Source organism: Streptomyces sp. NPDC037288 (assembly GCF_055603265.1).
In genome coordinates this window covers 126355-142316 of the sequence record NZ_JBVJVY010000009.1, presented here as the reverse complement: position 1 = coordinate 142316, position 15962 = coordinate 126355, and the positions used below count along the sequence as shown (strand labels likewise).

The 15962-nt window shown below is 70.7% G+C and carries 13 protein-coding genes; all 13 read right to left on the bottom strand.

What is annotated here, in order from left to right:
- Window positions 1–18: 18 nt before the first annotated feature.
- Window positions 19–1404 carry an aspartate aminotransferase family protein gene (locus tag ACZ7GZ_RS13885; RefSeq protein ID WP_471023928.1) on the bottom strand — a complete coding sequence of 462 codons (1386 nt, stop codon included), beginning with the start codon at window positions 1402–1404 and terminating at the stop codon, window positions 19–21.
- Entirely contained in the window at window positions 1401–3299 is a 1899-nt protein-coding gene (gene dxs / locus ACZ7GZ_RS13880) for a 1-deoxy-D-xylulose-5-phosphate synthase (protein ID WP_471023925.1), read from the bottom strand. The genes ACZ7GZ_RS13885 and dxs overlap by 4 nt, the downstream gene beginning before the upstream one ends.
- A gap of 34 nt (window positions 3300–3333) precedes the next feature.
- On the bottom strand, window positions 3334–4467 hold the full coding sequence (ispG, locus tag ACZ7GZ_RS13875) for a flavodoxin-dependent (E)-4-hydroxy-3-methylbut-2-enyl-diphosphate synthase (RefSeq protein ID WP_471023923.1): 1134 nt from the start codon (window positions 4465–4467) through the stop codon (window positions 3334–3336).
- A gap of 4 nt (window positions 4468–4471) precedes the next feature.
- The gene (gene hpnH / locus ACZ7GZ_RS13870; protein ID WP_471023920.1) at window positions 4472–5494 is read right to left on the bottom strand and encodes an adenosyl-hopene transferase HpnH; all 1023 of its coding nucleotides are present in this window, start codon (window positions 5492–5494) and stop codon (window positions 4472–4474) included.
- Window positions 5495–5499: 5 nt separating this feature from the next.
- A complete protein-coding gene (locus ACZ7GZ_RS13865) occupies window positions 5500–6141 on the bottom strand; it encodes a phosphorylase family protein (RefSeq protein WP_471023917.1) in 642 nt (213 codons plus the stop codon).
- Window positions 6138–8168, bottom strand: a complete 2031-nt coding sequence (shc, locus tag ACZ7GZ_RS13860) for a squalene--hopene cyclase (protein ID WP_471023916.1) — start codon at window positions 8166–8168, stop codon at window positions 6138–6140. Before shc ends, ACZ7GZ_RS13865 begins: the two co-directional genes overlap by 4 nt.
- A gap of 118 nt (window positions 8169–8286) precedes the next feature.
- On the bottom strand, window positions 8287–9351 hold the full coding sequence (locus ACZ7GZ_RS13855) for a polyprenyl synthetase family protein (protein ID WP_471024094.1): 1065 nt from the start codon (window positions 9349–9351) through the stop codon (window positions 8287–8289).
- A 68-nt stretch (window positions 9352–9419) separates the two neighbouring features.
- A complete protein-coding gene (gene hpnE, locus ACZ7GZ_RS13850) occupies window positions 9420–10853 on the bottom strand; it encodes a hydroxysqualene dehydroxylase HpnE (RefSeq protein WP_471023913.1) in 1434 nt (477 codons plus the stop codon).
- A gap of 223 nt (window positions 10854–11076) precedes the next feature.
- Window positions 11077–12039: a presqualene diphosphate synthase HpnD gene (gene hpnD, locus ACZ7GZ_RS13845; RefSeq protein WP_471023911.1), complete on the bottom strand. Its 963-nt coding sequence runs from the start codon at window positions 12037–12039 to the stop codon at window positions 11077–11079.
- Window positions 12036–12932, bottom strand: a complete 897-nt coding sequence (gene hpnC / locus ACZ7GZ_RS13840; protein WP_471023908.1) for a squalene synthase HpnC — start codon at window positions 12930–12932, stop codon at window positions 12036–12038. The genes hpnD and hpnC overlap by 4 nt, the downstream gene beginning before the upstream one ends.
- Window positions 12933–13292: 360 nt before the next feature.
- Entirely contained in the window at window positions 13293–14105 is an 813-nt protein-coding gene (locus ACZ7GZ_RS13835) for an ABC transporter ATP-binding protein (protein WP_471023905.1), read from the bottom strand.
- Entirely contained in the window at window positions 14098–15027 is a 930-nt protein-coding gene (locus ACZ7GZ_RS13830) for an ABC transporter permease (protein WP_471023902.1), read from the bottom strand. Before ACZ7GZ_RS13830 ends, ACZ7GZ_RS13835 begins: the two co-directional genes overlap by 8 nt.
- A 60-nt stretch (window positions 15028–15087) precedes the next feature.
- Window positions 15088–15960 carry a glycosyltransferase family 2 protein gene (locus tag ACZ7GZ_RS13825; RefSeq protein WP_471024093.1) on the bottom strand — a complete coding sequence of 291 codons (873 nt, stop codon included), beginning with the start codon at window positions 15958–15960 and terminating at the stop codon, window positions 15088–15090.
- Window positions 15961–15962: the final 2 nt, after the last annotated feature.

Below are 15962 nucleotides of genomic sequence, written 5' to 3'. Positions count from 1 at the left end.
CGGCTCCTCCGCCGGCGCTCAGCGGCCCGCCACCGCCTGCTTGATCAGGGTCTTGCCGAAGTCCCACATCAGGCCGCCGCCGCTGTGGGCGTCGTCCATCACGGCGGTGAAGGCCTCCACGAACCGGTCGACGTCCGCCTCGTCGATGATCAGCGGCGGGATCAGCTTGATCACCTCCAGGTGGTCGCCGGAGACCTGGGTGAGGATCCGGTGCCGCTGCAGCAGCGGTACGACGACCATCTGCGCGAACAGTCCCTTGCGGGCCGCCTGCAGCATGGTCCAGCGGCTGCGCAGTTTCAGCGAGGACGGCCTGCCGAACTCGATGCCGATCATCAGGCCCCGGCCACGCACGTCGGCCAGCAGCTCGTACCTGTCGATCAGCGCGGTCAGCCGGGACCTCAGCAGCTCGCCGGTCCTGCGCACACCGGCGACGATCTGCTCGTTCTCCATGACCGCCAGCACGGCCAGGCCGCAGGCCATCGCCTGGGCGTTGGACCCGAAGCTCGCCGAGTGCACCAGCACGCGGTCCATGGACGAGTAGACCTTCCTGAAGATCCAGTCCTTGCCGAGGGTGGCGCCGACCGGGACGTATCCACCGGACAGGGCCTTGGCCACGCACACCAGGTCGGGTTCGACGCCGTCCTCGTGCTGGTAGGCGTAGAAGTCGCCGGTGCGGCCGAGGCCGGTCTGCACCTCGTCGGCGATGAGCAGCGCCTTGTGCCTGTGCAGCAGGTCCTGGGCGGCGCGCAGATAGCCGGGCGGTGCCTCGTACACGCCCTTGCCCTGGATCGGCTCGACGATCAGGGCGGCCACGTCGCCCTTCTTCAACTCCCTCGCCAGGGCGTCGAGATCACCGAGTGGTACGGCGGTGTCGGGCAGCAGCGGGGCGAAGCCGTCGCGGAACCCGCTCTCGCCGTTGACCGACAGGGAGCCGGTGGTCAGGCCGTGGAAGGCGTGGTCGCAGTAGAGGACACGGGGCTTGCCGGTGGCGTACCGGGCGAACTTCAGGGCCGTCTCGACGGCTTCCGTTCCACTGTTGCCGAAGAACACCCGGTCCAGGTGCGGGCTGTGGGCGAGGAGCCGTTCGGCGAGCAGGCCGGGCAGCGGCTGGCAGTCGAAGCGGGTGAGGTCCGCGAGGTCCAGGTCGAGCACGTCGTGCAGCGCCTTGCGGACGACCGGGTGGTGACGGCCGAGGCCCATCACCCCGAACCCGGCGAGCATGTCCAGGTGGTCGTTGCCGTCCGCGTCGAAGAAGTGGGCCCCCTCGGCCCGCTCGTAGACCTTGTCGAAGCCGATGGTGTGCAGCATGCGCGGGAGCTGCGGGTTGAGGTACCTGGTGTGCAGCTCGTAGCGTTCGGCTCCGCGCTCGGCGAGCAGGGCGCCGAGGTCGAACTCCGTGCTCATTCACTCTCCTTGGCTGTGCCGTCCGCGTTCCTGACGGCCAGGCTCGCGCTGATCCGCCCGGCGATCTCGACGGGCGTGAGACCGATGTCGGCCAGCACCTCGCCGCGCTTGGCGTGCGCGAGGAACTGCTCCGGGATGCCGAACCGCCGTACCGGCACGTCCACATCGGCGTCGCCGAGTGCCAGCGCCACCGCCGAACCGACACCCGCGGAACGGCTGTTGTCCTCCACCACGGCCACCAGGCGGTGTCCGGCGGCGAGGCCCGGAAGCGCAGGGTCGACGGGCTTGGCCCAGCGCGGGTCCACCACCGTGCAGCGGATGCCGCGCGCGGCCAGCAGGTCGGCGGCCTTCAGGCACACCGGCGCCATCACGCCGACGGCCACCAGCAGCACGTCGGGGTGTTCGGAGCGGTGCAGCACGTCCATGCCGCCGACCCGGTCGAGTGCCGGGATGTCCGGGCCGACCGACTCCTTCGGGAAACGGACCAGGGTCGGCGCGTCGTCCACGGCGACGGCCTCGCGCAGCTGGGCGCGCAGCTGGCCGGCGTCGCGCGGGGCGGCGATCCTGAGGCCGGGCACGACCTGCAGGACGGACATGTCCCACATGCCGTTGTGCGAGGCCCCGTCGACGCCGGTGACACCGGCCCGGTCCAGCACGAAGGTGACCCCGCAGCGGTGCAGGGCGACGTCCATCAGCAGCTGGTCGAAGGCGCGGTTGAGGAAGGTGGCGTAGACCGCGACGACCGGGTGCAGCCCGCCGGTCGCGAGGCCGGCCGCGGAGACGGTCGCGTGCTGTTCGGCGATGCCCACGTCCCACACGCGGTCCGGGAACCGCTCGGCGAACCCGCCGAGGCCGACCGGGTGCAGCATGGCCGCCGTGATGGCGACGACGTCGTCCCGTTCCTCGCCGATCCGCACGATCTCGTCACCGAACACCGAGGTCCAGGAGGGGCCGTTGGACGGTGCGAGCGGCGCGCAGGTCAGCGGGTCCATCACGCCGACGGTGTGGAAGTGGTCCTCCTCGTGGTTGAGGGCGGGCTCGTAGCCGCGGCCCTTCTCCGTGAGGCAGTGGACCAGCACGGGGCCGTGGAAGCGTTTGGCGCGGCGCAGCGCCGACTCGACGGCGCCGATGTCGTGGCCGTCGATCGGGCCGACGTACTTCAGGCCCAGGTCCTCGAACATGCCCTGCGGGGCGAAGGCGTCCTTGAAGCCCTTCTTCGCGCCGTGCAGGGACTCGTAGAGCGTGGTGCCGACGACGGGTGTCCTCAGCAGGACGTCCTTGCCCCAGGCGAGGACCTTCTCGTAGCCGTCGGTGGTGCGCAGGGTGGCCAGGTGGTTGGCGAGGCCGCCGATGGTCGGGGCGTAGGAGCGTTCGTTGTCGTTGACGACGATGATCAGCGGGCGGTCCTTGGCGGCCGCGATGTTGTTCAGCGCCTCCCAGGCCATGCCGCCGGTCAGCGCGCCGTCGCCGATGACCGCGACCACATGGCCCTTCGCCCCCTGCACCTGGTTGGCCTTGGCCAGGCCGTCGGCCCAGCCCAGTGCGGTGGAGGCGTGGCTGTTCTCGATGACGTCGTGCTCGGACTCCTCGCGCGAGGGGTAGCCGGACAGTCCGCCCTTGCCGCGCAACTTGGAGAAGTCCTGACGTCCCGTCAGGAGCTTGTGGACGTAGGACTGGTGGCCGGTGTCCCACAGGATGCGGTCGACCGGTGACTCGAAGACCCGGTGGAGCGCGACGGACAGTTCCACCACGCCCAGGTTGGGCCCGAGGTGGCCACCGGTTCTCGACACCGCGTGCACCAGGAACTCACGTATCTCCTCGGACAGTTCACCGAGTTCCGCCTCGGACAGCGCCTTCAGGTCGCGTGGTCCCCGGATGCTCTCCAGAATGGTCACGCAGGGCCCCCTCTCGGTCCGTACCGTGCTGTACTCAACTCACTTCGTCTGCTGGGCTCGTCCGCTCGGCGAGCTTCAGGGCCTCCTCGATCAGGGTCGGCACGATCTTCGACTCGGGTACGGTCCTGACGACCTCTCCCTTGACGAAGATCTGCCCCTTGCCGTTGCCCGAGGCAACTCCGAGGTCGGCCTCACGGGCCTCTCCGGGACCGTTGACCACACACCCCATCACCGCGACCCTGAGCGGCACTTCCATGCCGTCGAGGCCCGCCGTGACCTCCTCGGCGAGCTTGTAGACGTCGACCTGGGCCCGGCCGCAGGACGGGCAGGAGACGATCTCCAGACGCCGCTGCCTGAGGCCCAGGGACTCGAGGATCTGGATGCCGACCTTGACCTCCTCGGCCGGCGGCGCGCTCAGGGAGACGCGGATCGTGTCGCCGATGCCCCGGGACAGCAACGCCCCGAAGGCCACGGCCGACTTGATCGTCCCCTGGAACGCGGGACCCGCCTCGGTCACCCCCAGGTGCAGCGGGTAATCGCACCGCTCGGCGAGCTGCCGGTACGCCTCGATCATCACGACCGGGTCGTTGTGCTTGACGGAGATCTTGATGTCCCGGAAGCCGTGCTCCTCGAAGAGCGACGCCTCCCACAGCGCGCTCTCGACCAGCGCCTCCGGCGTCGCCCTGCCGTACTTCTGCAGCAGCCGCCGGTCCAGGGAGCCTGCGTTGACACCGATGCGGACCGCAGTGCCGTGGTCCTTGGCGGCGCGCGCGATCTCCTTCACCTGGTCGTCGAACTTCTTGATGTTGCCCGGATTCACCCGGACCGCCGCGCACCCGGCCTCGATGGCCGCGAAGACGTACTTCGGCTGGAAGTGGATGTCCGCGATCACCGGGATCTGCGACTTGCGGGCGATGGTGGCGAGGGCGTCCGCGTCGTCCTGCGTGGGGCAGGCGACGCGGACGATCTGGCAGCCGGACGCGGTGAGTTCCGCGATCTGCTGCAGGGTGGTGCCGATGTCCGACGTACGGGTCGTCGTCATCGACTGCACCGACACCGGGGCTCCGCCCCCGACCGCCACCGGCCCGACGTGGATCTGCCGCGACTGCCGCCGCGGTGCGACCGGCCGGGCCGGTACCCCGGGAACACCCAAGGGGACGGCGGTCATCGCGTCACTCCCGGTTTCCGGAGACGGTCTCGCGCATGGCCCGCAGCGACTCCTTCAGGGAGCCCATGGTGGCGAGAACGGCGGTGGGCTCGTAGCCGCAGTGCGCCATGCAGTTGGCGCAGCGCGGGTCCTTGCCGCGGCCGTACTTCTCCCAGTCGGTCTTCTCGATGAGTTCGCGGTAGGTGGGCACGTACCCGTCGCTCATCAGGTAGCAGGGGCGCTGCCAGCCGAAGAGCGAGTAGTTCGGGATCGCCCACGCGGTGCACGGGAAGTCGACCTTGCCCTCCAGGAAGTCCAGGAAGAGCGGGGAGTGGTTGAGCCGCCACTTCCTGCGGTTGCCGCCCGCGAACGCCTTCCTGAACAGTTCGCGGGTCTGCTCCACGCCGAGGAAGTGCTCCTGGTCGGGGGCCTTCTCGTAGGCGTAGGCGGGCGAGATCATCATCTCGTCGACCTTCAGGTCGTCGTTGAGGAAGTTGAGCACCTCGATGATGGTCTGCGGGGTGTCGGTGTTGAAGAAGGTCGAGTTGGTGGTGACCCGGAAGCCGCGCCGCTTGGCCTCCTTGATGGCCTCCACCGCCTCGTCGAACACGCCCTCCTTCGCCACGGACTCGTCGTGCCGCTCACGCAGGCCGTCGATGTGCACGGCGAAGGCGAAATAGGGGGAGGGCTTGAACTGGTCGATCTTCTTGCGCAACAGCATCGCGTTGGTGCACAGGAAGACGTACTTCCGCTTGGCCACGAGCTGGCGCACGATCTCGTCGATCTGAGGGTGCATCAAGGGCTCGCCGCCGGCGATGGAGACCATCGGCGCACCGGACTCCAGCACCGCGCCCACGGCCTGGGCGACCGGCATGCGCTGCTTGAGCACACCCGCCGGGTGCTGGATCTTGCCGCAGCCCTCGCACTTGAGGTTGCAGGCGAAGAGCGGTTCCAGCTCGACGATGAGCGGAAACTTGTCCCGCCTGCGCAGTTTCTGTTCAGCCAGGTAAGTAGCGACCTTGATGGACTGACGCAGCGGCATGGCCATCTGGCTCACCTCCGGGGGAGCAGCAAAGAACGGTGCCATTCGAAAAATGCGGGAAGAACGGATCGAAGAACACGGAAGGCCGATATTCCACCGCGCACCGTGCCGATCCGGACGAGTTCATGTTCGGGAGCGTCCACGACCACCCGTACGGCCGCAACCGGGCGCTCACCGATGCGGACGGCGCTCAGCAGGGTGGCCGCCGACTCCATGTCGACCGCGATCGCACCGGTCGCGAGCAGCCGGGACCGCTCGGGGCCGCGCACGACGCGGTCGGAGCCGGTCAGCGGGCCGGTGTGGACCGTGCGCCCGGGCAGCACCCGCACGAGTTCCTTGACCAGCAGTTCGGTGCCCACGCAGGCGACGGTGCCGCGCGGGTCCCGGGTCTCCTCGGCGACCACCAGATCGCCGGGGTGCATGCCGGGGGCGAGCCCGGCACAGAAGCCGGTGGCCAGCACGGCGGCGTCGGCGAGGTGCGGCTCGGACAGGTACCCGGTGACGGACCGTTCCGCCGCCCGAGGACCCATGCCCGTACGGACGAAGGTGACCGGCCCGCCGGCCCCGCCGTGGTCGCCGGTGCGCAGGGCGAGGTGCTCGATGCCGAGGGCGCAGGCGATCAGCAGCGGGACCGGGGCGGGCTGGGGGCTCAACTCAAGCTCACCTTGGCCTCGGACAGCGGTTTCCCGGCGAGAAGGCCCCGCTCGAAGGGGTCGCCGTGCAGGTACCGGCCGAGCGCGGTGAGCGGGAAGACCTGCCGGTACAGGTGGTAGTTGATGGAGAAGTCCCAGGGGAAGCCGGTGCCGGTGAAGTACGGCTCGTCCCAGGTGCCGTCCGACCGCTGGGTGCCGGCCAGCCACTGGACGCCCCGCTCGACGGCCTTGGAGTCCCTCTCCCCCGCCGCGAGCAGCGCCATCAGCGCCCACGCGGTCTGCGAGGCGGTGGAGGCGCCCCGGCCGCTCCACTCCTTGACGTACTTGTAGGAGCGCAGGTCCTCGCCCCAGCCGCCGTCGTCGTTCTGCACGCTCTCCAGCCAGGCCACGGCCCGCCGGATCGCCGGGTGCGAGCCGGGCAGCCCGGCCGCGGTCAGCGCGGGGACCACCGAACCGGTGCCGTAGACGTAGTTGACGCCCCAGCGGCCGAACCACGAGCCGTCCGGCTCCTGTTCGGCGAGCAGCCAGTCGATGCCCCGGCGGGTCCGCGGGTCGTGCGCGAGTCCCTCGGCGGCGAGCATCTCCACGACGTGCGCGGTGACGTCCGCGGACGGCGGGTCGATGACCTCGCCGAAGTCGCAGAACGGCAGCCGGTTGGGGAACGGGCTGGTGTTGTCGGCGTCGAAGGCGCCCCAGGCGCCGTTCTTCGACTGCATCCCGAGGTTCCAGCGCACCGCGCGTCCGATGGCGTTGTCCACGCGCTCGGGGTCGTGGTGCCGGACCCGGCGCAGCGCGAGGGCGACCTCGGCGGTGTCGTCGATGTCCGGGTAGTTGTCGTTGTGGAACTCGAACGCCCAGCCGCCCGGCGGGAGCCCCGGCCGCCGCACGGCCCAGTCGCCGGGCCGGACGATCTCCTCGCCGAGCATCCAGTCGGCCGCCTTGACCAGCTGCGGGTGGTCGACCGGAAGGCCCGCGTCGATGAGCGCGATGGTGGCGAGGCAGGTGTCCCACACCGGGGACTGGCAGGCCTCGATCATCCGGGCGCCGTCCTCGCGCCACACGGCGAAACGGTCCAGCGAGGCGAGGCCCTCGCGCATCACGGGGTGCTGAAGGTCGTAGCCGAGCAGGTGCAGGGCGATGACCGAGTACACGGCCGGGGGCTGGATGCCGCCCCAGCAGCCGTCGTTCTCCTGCCGCTCGATGATCCAGCGGGCGGCGGAGTTCATCGCGGCCTTGCGGAGTCTCTTCGGGGCGACCTTGCGGAGCTGGTGCAGCGCCTTGTCCAGGCGCTGGAAGGCGCCGTCCCAACTGGCCACCGGAGCAAGCGGCTTCGGCGGGTTCGGGTGCGCCGGGTCGGTGTGCAGCTCGTCCAGCGGGAAGGGTGCGGGGCGCACCGGGCGCTTGGCCGAGACGACGGTCAGCGGCACGATGGTCTGCCGGGCCCAGCATCCGAAGTCGTAGATGTTGAGCGGCATCCAGGTGGGGAACCAGATGAGCTCCGGCGGGAGTTCGGGCAGGTCCTCCCACTTCCACCAGCCGAACAGGGCGAGCCAGATCCGGGTGAACACACGGGAGGCGGCGATACCGCCGCGCTCACGGATCCAGGCGGAGGCCTTCGCCATGTGCGCCTCGCCGGGCGCGTCGCCGGCCAGGCGCAGGGCGACGTACGCCTCGATGGTGGTGGACAGCTCGCCGGGCCCGCCGTAGAAGGTGGCCCAGGTGCCGTCCTCGCGCTGCTCGCCGCGGATGAACTTCGCGGCGGCCTGCGTGGTCTGCTCGTCGCGGATCCCCAGGAACTGACGGAGCAGCAGGTCCTCGGCGTCCATGGTGACGTTGGTCTCCAGGTCGCCCTTCCACCAGCCCTGGGCGTCCTGCCGCGCGAGCAGGAAGTCGGTGGCGCGCCGGGCGGCGCGTACGGCGGCTTCGTGTACCCCGGCCGTCTCGGGGGTGGTGAGGGTGGTATCGCTGGCCGCGGCAGCACGGGACGGCACAGTCGCCCCGGTGCTCCCGTCGGTCGTCGCTGTCATGGCTTCCCCTTCGTGCAGTCGTGCGAGTCGTGCTGCTGTGGGTCCGCCGTCGGCCGGTGTCCGCACCATCCTGCGGCACCGGCCGGCGACTACGCGAGGCGTGTTCGGCCGATAGGGATCATCTCTTTCGTACGACGACGAAGTCGGCGAGCGCCGTGAAGGAGTCACGCACCCGGGCGGGCATGTCGACGGCGTCGAGGGCTTCGATGGCGACGGTGTGCTGACGGCGCGCTTCCTCGGCCGTCCAGGCGCGGCCGCCGGCCTCCTCGATGAGGGCCGCGCGGGCCGCGAACTCCTCCTCGGAGAAGTTCTCGAAGTCGCTGCTCTTGGCGTCCGCGGCGAGGATCTCGCCGAGCCGCTCGGAGGCGGATCCGCCGGCCGCGAGCGCGGCGACGACCGGCAGGGACTTCTTGCGCTGGCGCAGGTCGCTCCAGGTCTGCTTGCCGGTGGCCTCCGGGTCGCCCCAGATGCCGAGCAGGTCGTCGATCGCCTGGAAGGCGAGGCCGAGGTGGTAGCCGTACTTCTCCAGCGCGTCGGCGGTGGCGTCGTCCGCGCCGCCGAGGACCGCGCCGATGGAGCTGGAGGCGGCGAGCAGCGCGCCGGTCTTGTTGCCCTCCATCTCCAGGCACTCCTCGACGCTGACCCGGTCGCGGTGCTCGTAGGAGATGTCCTGCGCCTGGCCGTCGATCAGGGCGCGGGTGGCGGTGGTCAGCCGGCGGGTGGCCCGGCCGGCCTCGACCGTGCCGAGCTCCAGCAGCACCTCGTTGGCGAGGGCGAACAGGGCGTCGCCGACCAGGATGGCCTGGGCGGGGCCGTGCACCTTCCAGACCGTGTCGCGGTGCCGGCGCTGCTCGTCGCCGTCCATCAGGTCGTCGTGCAGCAACGAGAAGTTGTGGACGAGTTCGACGGCCACGGCACCCGGGATGCCCACCTCGGGCGCGGCTCCTGTGACCTCGGCGGAGAGCACCGCGAGAGCGGGCCGCACGGCCTTGCCGCCGTCGCCGTCGGCCGGGTTGCCGGCGGCGTCGATCCAGCCGAAGTGGTAGGCGGCGACGGTGTCCATGGGAGACGCCAGCCGGTCGACGGCCGCACGCAGGACCGGAGTGGCCAGGGTCCGGCCGCGCTCCAGCAGCGCGGTCACGTCCACCGCGGCCCGTGGGACGGGCGTCGAGGCCGGGGGCACAGTGGGCACAGTCTCTCCTCTTGTTGCGGTACCGGGGGTGCGGGGGCCTGCCGCGTGCCGGTCGGGCATCAGGCCGCCTCCTCGAACTCGAAGAGATGGCGGGGGCGGGGCCGGCCCAGGGCACTGAGCGCGGCGTCGGCCGCGCTCACGCCACTGCGGACCGCACTCTCCATGGTCGCGGGCCACCCGGTGGCGGTCCACGCTCCGGCCAGGTACAGGCCGGGGGCCTTGGTACGGGCGCCGGGCCTGAGGCGCCCGACACCGGGGGCGGGCGCGAACGTGGCTGTGCGCTCCCGGGTCACGAAGAAATCCTTCACCACGGCGCCGCGGGTACCCGGGATCAGCCGCTCCAGCTCGGGCAGGTAGCGCTCGCGGAGTTCGGCGGCCGGCAGGTCGATGTCCGTGTGCGCGGCCGACTGAGACAGCGCCAGGTACTGGCCCCGGTCCAGGCCGGAGGCGTCGGTGCGGTCGAAGACCCACTGCACGGGGGTGCCGAGGGCGGCGAAGAAGGGGCGCGCGAGCACCTTGCGGTCGTAGACGACATGGACGTTGAGGATCGGCGCGGTGCCGATCCGCAGCAGCTGCCCGGGGGCGTCGAGGGCGCCGGGCGGCAGCAGGTCGTGGGCCTCGCGCTGGGGTACGGCGAGGACGACGGCGTCGGTTTCGAGGCGCTCGCCGGGAACTTGAACGCTCCAGCCGCCGTTTTCGTTGACAGAGACGGAGGTGACGCGTGTACGGACCTCGGTACGCACGCCCGCGGAGTCGAGCGCCCTGCGGGCCAGCCGGTCGTGCAGTTCGCCCAGCGGGACGCGGGCCCAGCCGATGTCGGCCGCGCCCGGGTCGGACAGCAGGCCGGTCTTGAACACCATCGCGGCGAGCCCCAGCGAGGCGTCGCCCGCTACCGCGTTGAGGGTGGCGACCCCGACCAGGTCCCACAGGGCCTCGACGGCACGCGCCGACTGGCCGTGCGCGGTCAGCCAGCTGCCGAAGTCCTGGGTGTCCAGGGCCGGGTCGGCGAGGTCGAGTCCCTTCAGCGCGAGCGCGGCCCGCCCGACCGCGGCGCGCTCGGCGAGCGAGAGGTGCGGATAGGCGGCCAGGCTGCGCCCCAGATGGAGGGGGACGGGCAGCGGGTCGCGCCGCAGCCGGCCGAGGCGTCTGCCCTCGGGCTTGGTGACGTCGACGACGGGCACGTTCAGGCGGTCCTGCAGCGGTGCCAGCGCCGCGCCCTGGATCCGGTCGAGGAACCAGCGGTAGGCGGTACAGCAGCGCAGGTAGACGTGCTGGCCGTTGTCGACGGTCAGTTCGCCGCGCTGGAAGGAGAAGGCGAGGCCGCCCAGCCTGGGCCTGCCTTCGAGCAGGGTGACGCGGACGCCCGCGTCGGCGAGCGCGAGCGCCGCGGTGATCCCGGCGAGCCCGCCGCCGACCACGACGGCGCGGCGGCCTGCGGCGCCTTCCGGTTCCGCGGTGCCGTGCGCCCGTGCGGGGCGTGGGCCTTCGCTCATCGTGCGTCCTTCCATGCGCGAGCGCTCCGCGAGGAGTGCCGCGACAGGCCGTCAATCGCCTGCGGGCCCGTCGTGGCTGGTCGCGCAGTTCCCCGCGCCCCCTCGGGGCGCCGTCCTGCTGAGCATGCTGGTTGAACGGTGCACGCCCGGTCGTCGCAGTCAGGGACGCCACGCCGCTGCTGCGGGTTGCCTGACACATGTCTCCCGGTTCGGTGAGGGCCCATCAGGCGCGCCTCCTGGCGGACCGCGGGGAGACATGGCGCGTCACATGCCGGGTGTCCAGACCGGACAGGCCGCGTACGGCGACGTAGGCCTTCTCGCGTCCGGGCAGCGAGACCCGGCCGCGCAGCACGGCCTCGGGGTCGCGCTCGATACGGTCCAGCAGCCGGCGGTAGATGCCGGCCATGGCGGCCACGCACGCGCCGCTGCGCCGGTCGAGCATGGGCAGCAACCGGTAGCCCTCGGCGAAGAGGGCGCGGGCCCGCCGCACCTCGAAGTGCACGAGGCCCGCGAAGTCGGAGCCCTCCGGTGGCGTCGGCGCGTCGAACCCGGCCGAGCAGCCGAACTTGGCGAGGTCGTCGGCGGGCAGATAGGTCCGGCCGCCGGCCGCGTCCTCGCGGACGTCTCTGAGGATGTTGGTGAGCTGCAGGGCGAGGCCGAGGGTGTCGGCGTACTCGGATGCGCGCTCGGCGCCGCGCGCTCCCGGTTCGGTGCCGAACACGCCGAGCGAGAGGCGGCCGATGGCACCGGCGACACACCGGCAGTAGACCTTCAGGTCGTCCCAGGTCTCGTAGGTCTCGCCGCGCACGTCCATCTGGACGCCGTCGATCAGTTCGTCGAGCCCGCCGAGCGGGACCGGGAAAGCGCGTGCCGCATGGGCGAGGGCGACGGCGACTGGATCGGTGTCGTCCTCGTGCACCTCGCCGTCCCGGACCCGGGCGAGCAGCGCCCTGGTGTCCTCCAGCCGCTTCAGCTTCACCTCACCGGCCAGGTCGCCGTCGCCGATGTCGTCCACGCGCCGGGAAAACGCGTACAGCGCCGACATGGCGCGGCGCTTGGGCGTGGGCAGCAACCGGATGCCGTAGGCGAAGTTGCGGGCCTGCTGCCCGGTGACGGTCTCGCAGTAGCTGTAGGCGGCGAGTACCGGTGCGGACACGTGCGACGGAGAATCCACGGTCCGGATCACCCCTCTCCTCGCAGGATCACGCCCGCCTCACGCAGCAACTGGACCTTGCCGGGTCGGGGCGGGCCGGGAAGTACGTCGTATTCGGCGGCGGCGATCGCGCGGATCGCCGCCCTTCCCCCCGCCACGAACCCTGCGAGCAGCAGCTTCAGCCTGCCGTGGACGCTACCCACCAGGGGGGCGCCTTCATTCAGCAGACCGCGGGCGCGTTGTGCTTCGTATGCAACCAGGGCGCGCACCGATGCGCCCGCGGTTTTTGCGCCAAGATCCGTTTCCAGGACGTGAAAGCGCTTCATGTCCGCGGCCGGGAGATAGATCCGGTCGCGGCCGAGGTCCTCGGCGACGTCCTGGAGGTGTTCCACGATCTGCAGCGCGGTACAGATCGCGTCGGACAGCCGGATCCGCTCGGGGGTGGCGGTGCCGGTGACGGCGAGGACGAGACGGCCGACGGGATTGGCGGACAGTTCGCAGTAGGCGAGGAGGTCGTCGTAGGTCTCGTACCGGGTGACGAGCTGGTCCTGGCGGTTGGCGGCGATCAGTGCGAGGAAGGGCTCGGGGGTGAGGGAGCGGCGGCGGACGGTGGGCTGCAGCCGGCGCAGCAGCGGATGGCGCGGGGTGCCGTCGAAGACGCGGCGCAGGTCGGCCTCGAACGCGTCGAGGAGGACCAGGCGGTCCTCGGCCCCGGCGGGCGGCACGCCGAGCGTGCGGGCGTCGGCTCCGCCCGGGGCGAGGTCGCCGTCGCCGATGTCGTCGACCAGACGGGCGAAGCCGTAGACGGCCATGAGGTCGTCGCGCCACGCCCGGGGCAGGAAGAAGGGGGCCACCGGAAAGTTCTCGCGCGCGGCCTTGTCCAGGGTGGCGCGTTCCAGGTCCGGCGCCGTCTCGGTGGCCGTCATCGGGCGCTGCCCGCGGCGGGGACGGCACATGCTGCGTTGAGCTGGGGAGTTTCCGTAGCCATTGCCGTCACATCTCCCGTTCTACACTGCCGACCCAATACACACTATTTCGGACACGCCGCCCGGCAATTCGCCGGGTCTCCCTGGCGCGGGGTGTCGCGCATTATCGCCCCACTTGCCGCTTTCCGGCACCGGTACAGCTTACGTTGTACAACGCAGCGGGGTTCGCCGGGGTGTCCTGCGCATCACAACAACACACCGATTGGTTCCAAGATTCCTGACGCCAGCCGGAGTTGACGGTTCCTTTACGGACGCAGGGCCCCGCCGGACGGTATCCGGCGGGGCCCTGGCCGAAACAGGCTACTTGCCCGTGAACTTCTCGTACTCCCTCAATACCTCTTCGGTCGGTCCGTCCATACGCAGCTCACCGCGCTCCAGCCACAGGACGCGGTTGCAGGTGTCCCGGATGGACTTGTTGTTGTGACTGACCAGAAACACCGTTCCGGCCTCCTTGCGCAGTTCCCGGATGCGTTCCTCGGAGCGCTTCTGGAACTTGCGGTCACCGGTGGCGAGCGCCTCGTCGATCATGAGGACGTCGTGGTCCTTGGCGGCGGCGATGGAGAACCGCAGCCGGGCGGCCATGCCGGAGGAGTACGTGCGCATCGGCAGGGTGATGAAGTCGCCCTTCTCGTTGATCCCGGAGAAGTCGACGATGTCCTGGTAACGCTCCTTGATCTGCTCCCGGGGCATGCCCATGGCGAGACCGCCCAGGATGACGTTCCGCTCGCCGGTCAGGTCGTTCATCAGGGCTGCGTTGACACCGAGCAGGGAGGGCTGGCCGTCGGTGTAGACCTCCCCCTTCTCGGCGGGCAGCAGGCCGGCGATGGCGCGCAGCAGCGTGGACTTGCCGGAGCCGTTGGAGCCGATCAGGCCGATGGCCTCGCCCCGGTAGGCGACGAAGGACACGCCGCGCACGGCGTGCACCCTGCGCACGCCCCGTGCCGCGTCGTCGGAGCCTCGCTTCAGGATCCGGCTGAGGGCGGCCGTCGCGCTGCCCTTGCCGGTCTTGGCGCCGTTGACGCGGTAGACGATGTGCAGGTCGTCCGCGATGACGGTGGGGCGGCGCTCCCCAGTGGGCTGCCCGTCGTTCCGCCCGGCGTTCTGCTCAGCCACGGCCGTACCTCTCCTCCGCCTTCCAGAAGTACACGAAGCCGCCGGCGAAGACGACCACGGCCCAGAACAGTGCGATGGCCCAGACGTGCGGCGGCAGGTTCGAGGCGCCGTAGCCGTCGATCAGCGCGTAGCGCATCAGGTCCATGTACACCGCGGCCGGGTTGACCTGCAGCAGCCGGACCGCGATCTCGGGGCGGCCTTCCATCATTTTGTTGATGGAGAACATGACGCCCGAGGTGTACATCCAGGTGCGCAGGACGAACGGCATCAGCTGGGCGAGGTCCGGCGTCTTGGCACCCATGCGGGCCACGATCAGCGCGAGCCCGGTGTTGAACAGGAACTGCAGCAGCAGGACCGGCACGATCAGCAGCCAGGCGGGGCTCGGGTAGCTGCCGAAACCGATCGCCACGACGAACATCACGATCATCGAGAACAGCAGCTGCTGGAGCTGCTGCAGCGAGAAGGAGACGGGCAGCGAGGCGCGCGGGAAGTGCAGGGCGCGCACCAGGCCGAGATTGCCGGAGATCGCCCGGACGCCCGACATGACCGAGCTCTGCGTGAAGGTGAAGACGAACACACCCGTGACCAGGAACGGGATGTACACGTCCTGGGACAGACCGCGGCTCGCGTGCAGGATCACGCCGAAGATGAAGTAGTACACGCCCGCGTTGAGCAGCGGTGTCGCCACCTGCCACAGCTGGCCGAGCTTGGCCTGGCTGTACTGGGCCGTCAGCTTCGCCTGGGAGAAGGCGAGGATGAAGTGGCGCCGCCCCCACAGCTGGCGGACGTACTCGGCCAGCGAGGGCCGGGCGCCGCTCACGGCGAGCCCGTACCTGGCGGCGAGCTGCGCCGCCGCCAGCCCCTCGTCGGGCGACGGTATCGCGCTCACCGCGACACCGCCGTCATGCGTTGTGTGACTCACGAGTGGAAATCCGGAACTCTCTCGGTAAGAAGCTTGCTCTCTTCAGGTAAGAGAAGCTTCTCAGATCACCGGGGGCCGGCCCAGTCGGGTCAGCCGCCACACCGTGCGCCAGCGCATCGGGCGGCGGGGGCCGCACGGCGTGGTCCAGCCTTCCCGGAATCCGCCGAACCACGCCTTCAGGGCCGGCCCAGAGGGGCGGCGCAGCAGCGTGAGCAGCAGCCAGACACCGAGGTAGACCGGGACCAGGAGCGCGGGGAGATTGCGGCGGGCCAGCCACACGCGGTTGCGGGCGACCATGCGGTGGTAGACCGCGTGCCGCGACGGCGCGGTCGTCGGGTGGTACAGCACCATGTCGGACCGGTAGTCGATCATCCAGCCGGCGTCGAGCGCCCGCCAGGCCAGGTCGGTCTCCTCGTGGGCGTAGAAGAACTCGTCCGGCAGGCCGCCGACCTCGGCGAAGACCCGGGTGCGGACGGCGTTGGCACCACCGAGGAACGTGGTGACCCGGGAGGAGCGCATCGGATCGGAGGCGCGCAGCCGGGGCACGTGCCGGCGCTGGGTCCGGCCGGTCTCGGGGTCGGCGATGCGGAAGCTGATGATGCCGAGCTTCGGGTCGGCCTCGAAGGCCTCGCGGCACAGCTCGGCGGTGTCATGGCGGGCGAGCAGGCCGTCGTCGTCGAGGAAGAGCACTATGTCGACATCGCGGCCGCTCGGCCCGAAAGCCTCTATGCCGACGTTGCGGCCGCCTGGGATGCCCAGGTTCTCGGGCAGCTCTATCGTGCGTACGCCCTCGGGGACGTCCGGGACGGGTGAGCCGTTGCCGACGACGACCACCTCGACGGTGTCGCCGTCCTGTTTGGCGACCGAGTCGAGCAGGGCCCGCAGCTCCTCGGGCCGGTTGCCCATGGTGATGATGACGGCGCCGACGCGCATGG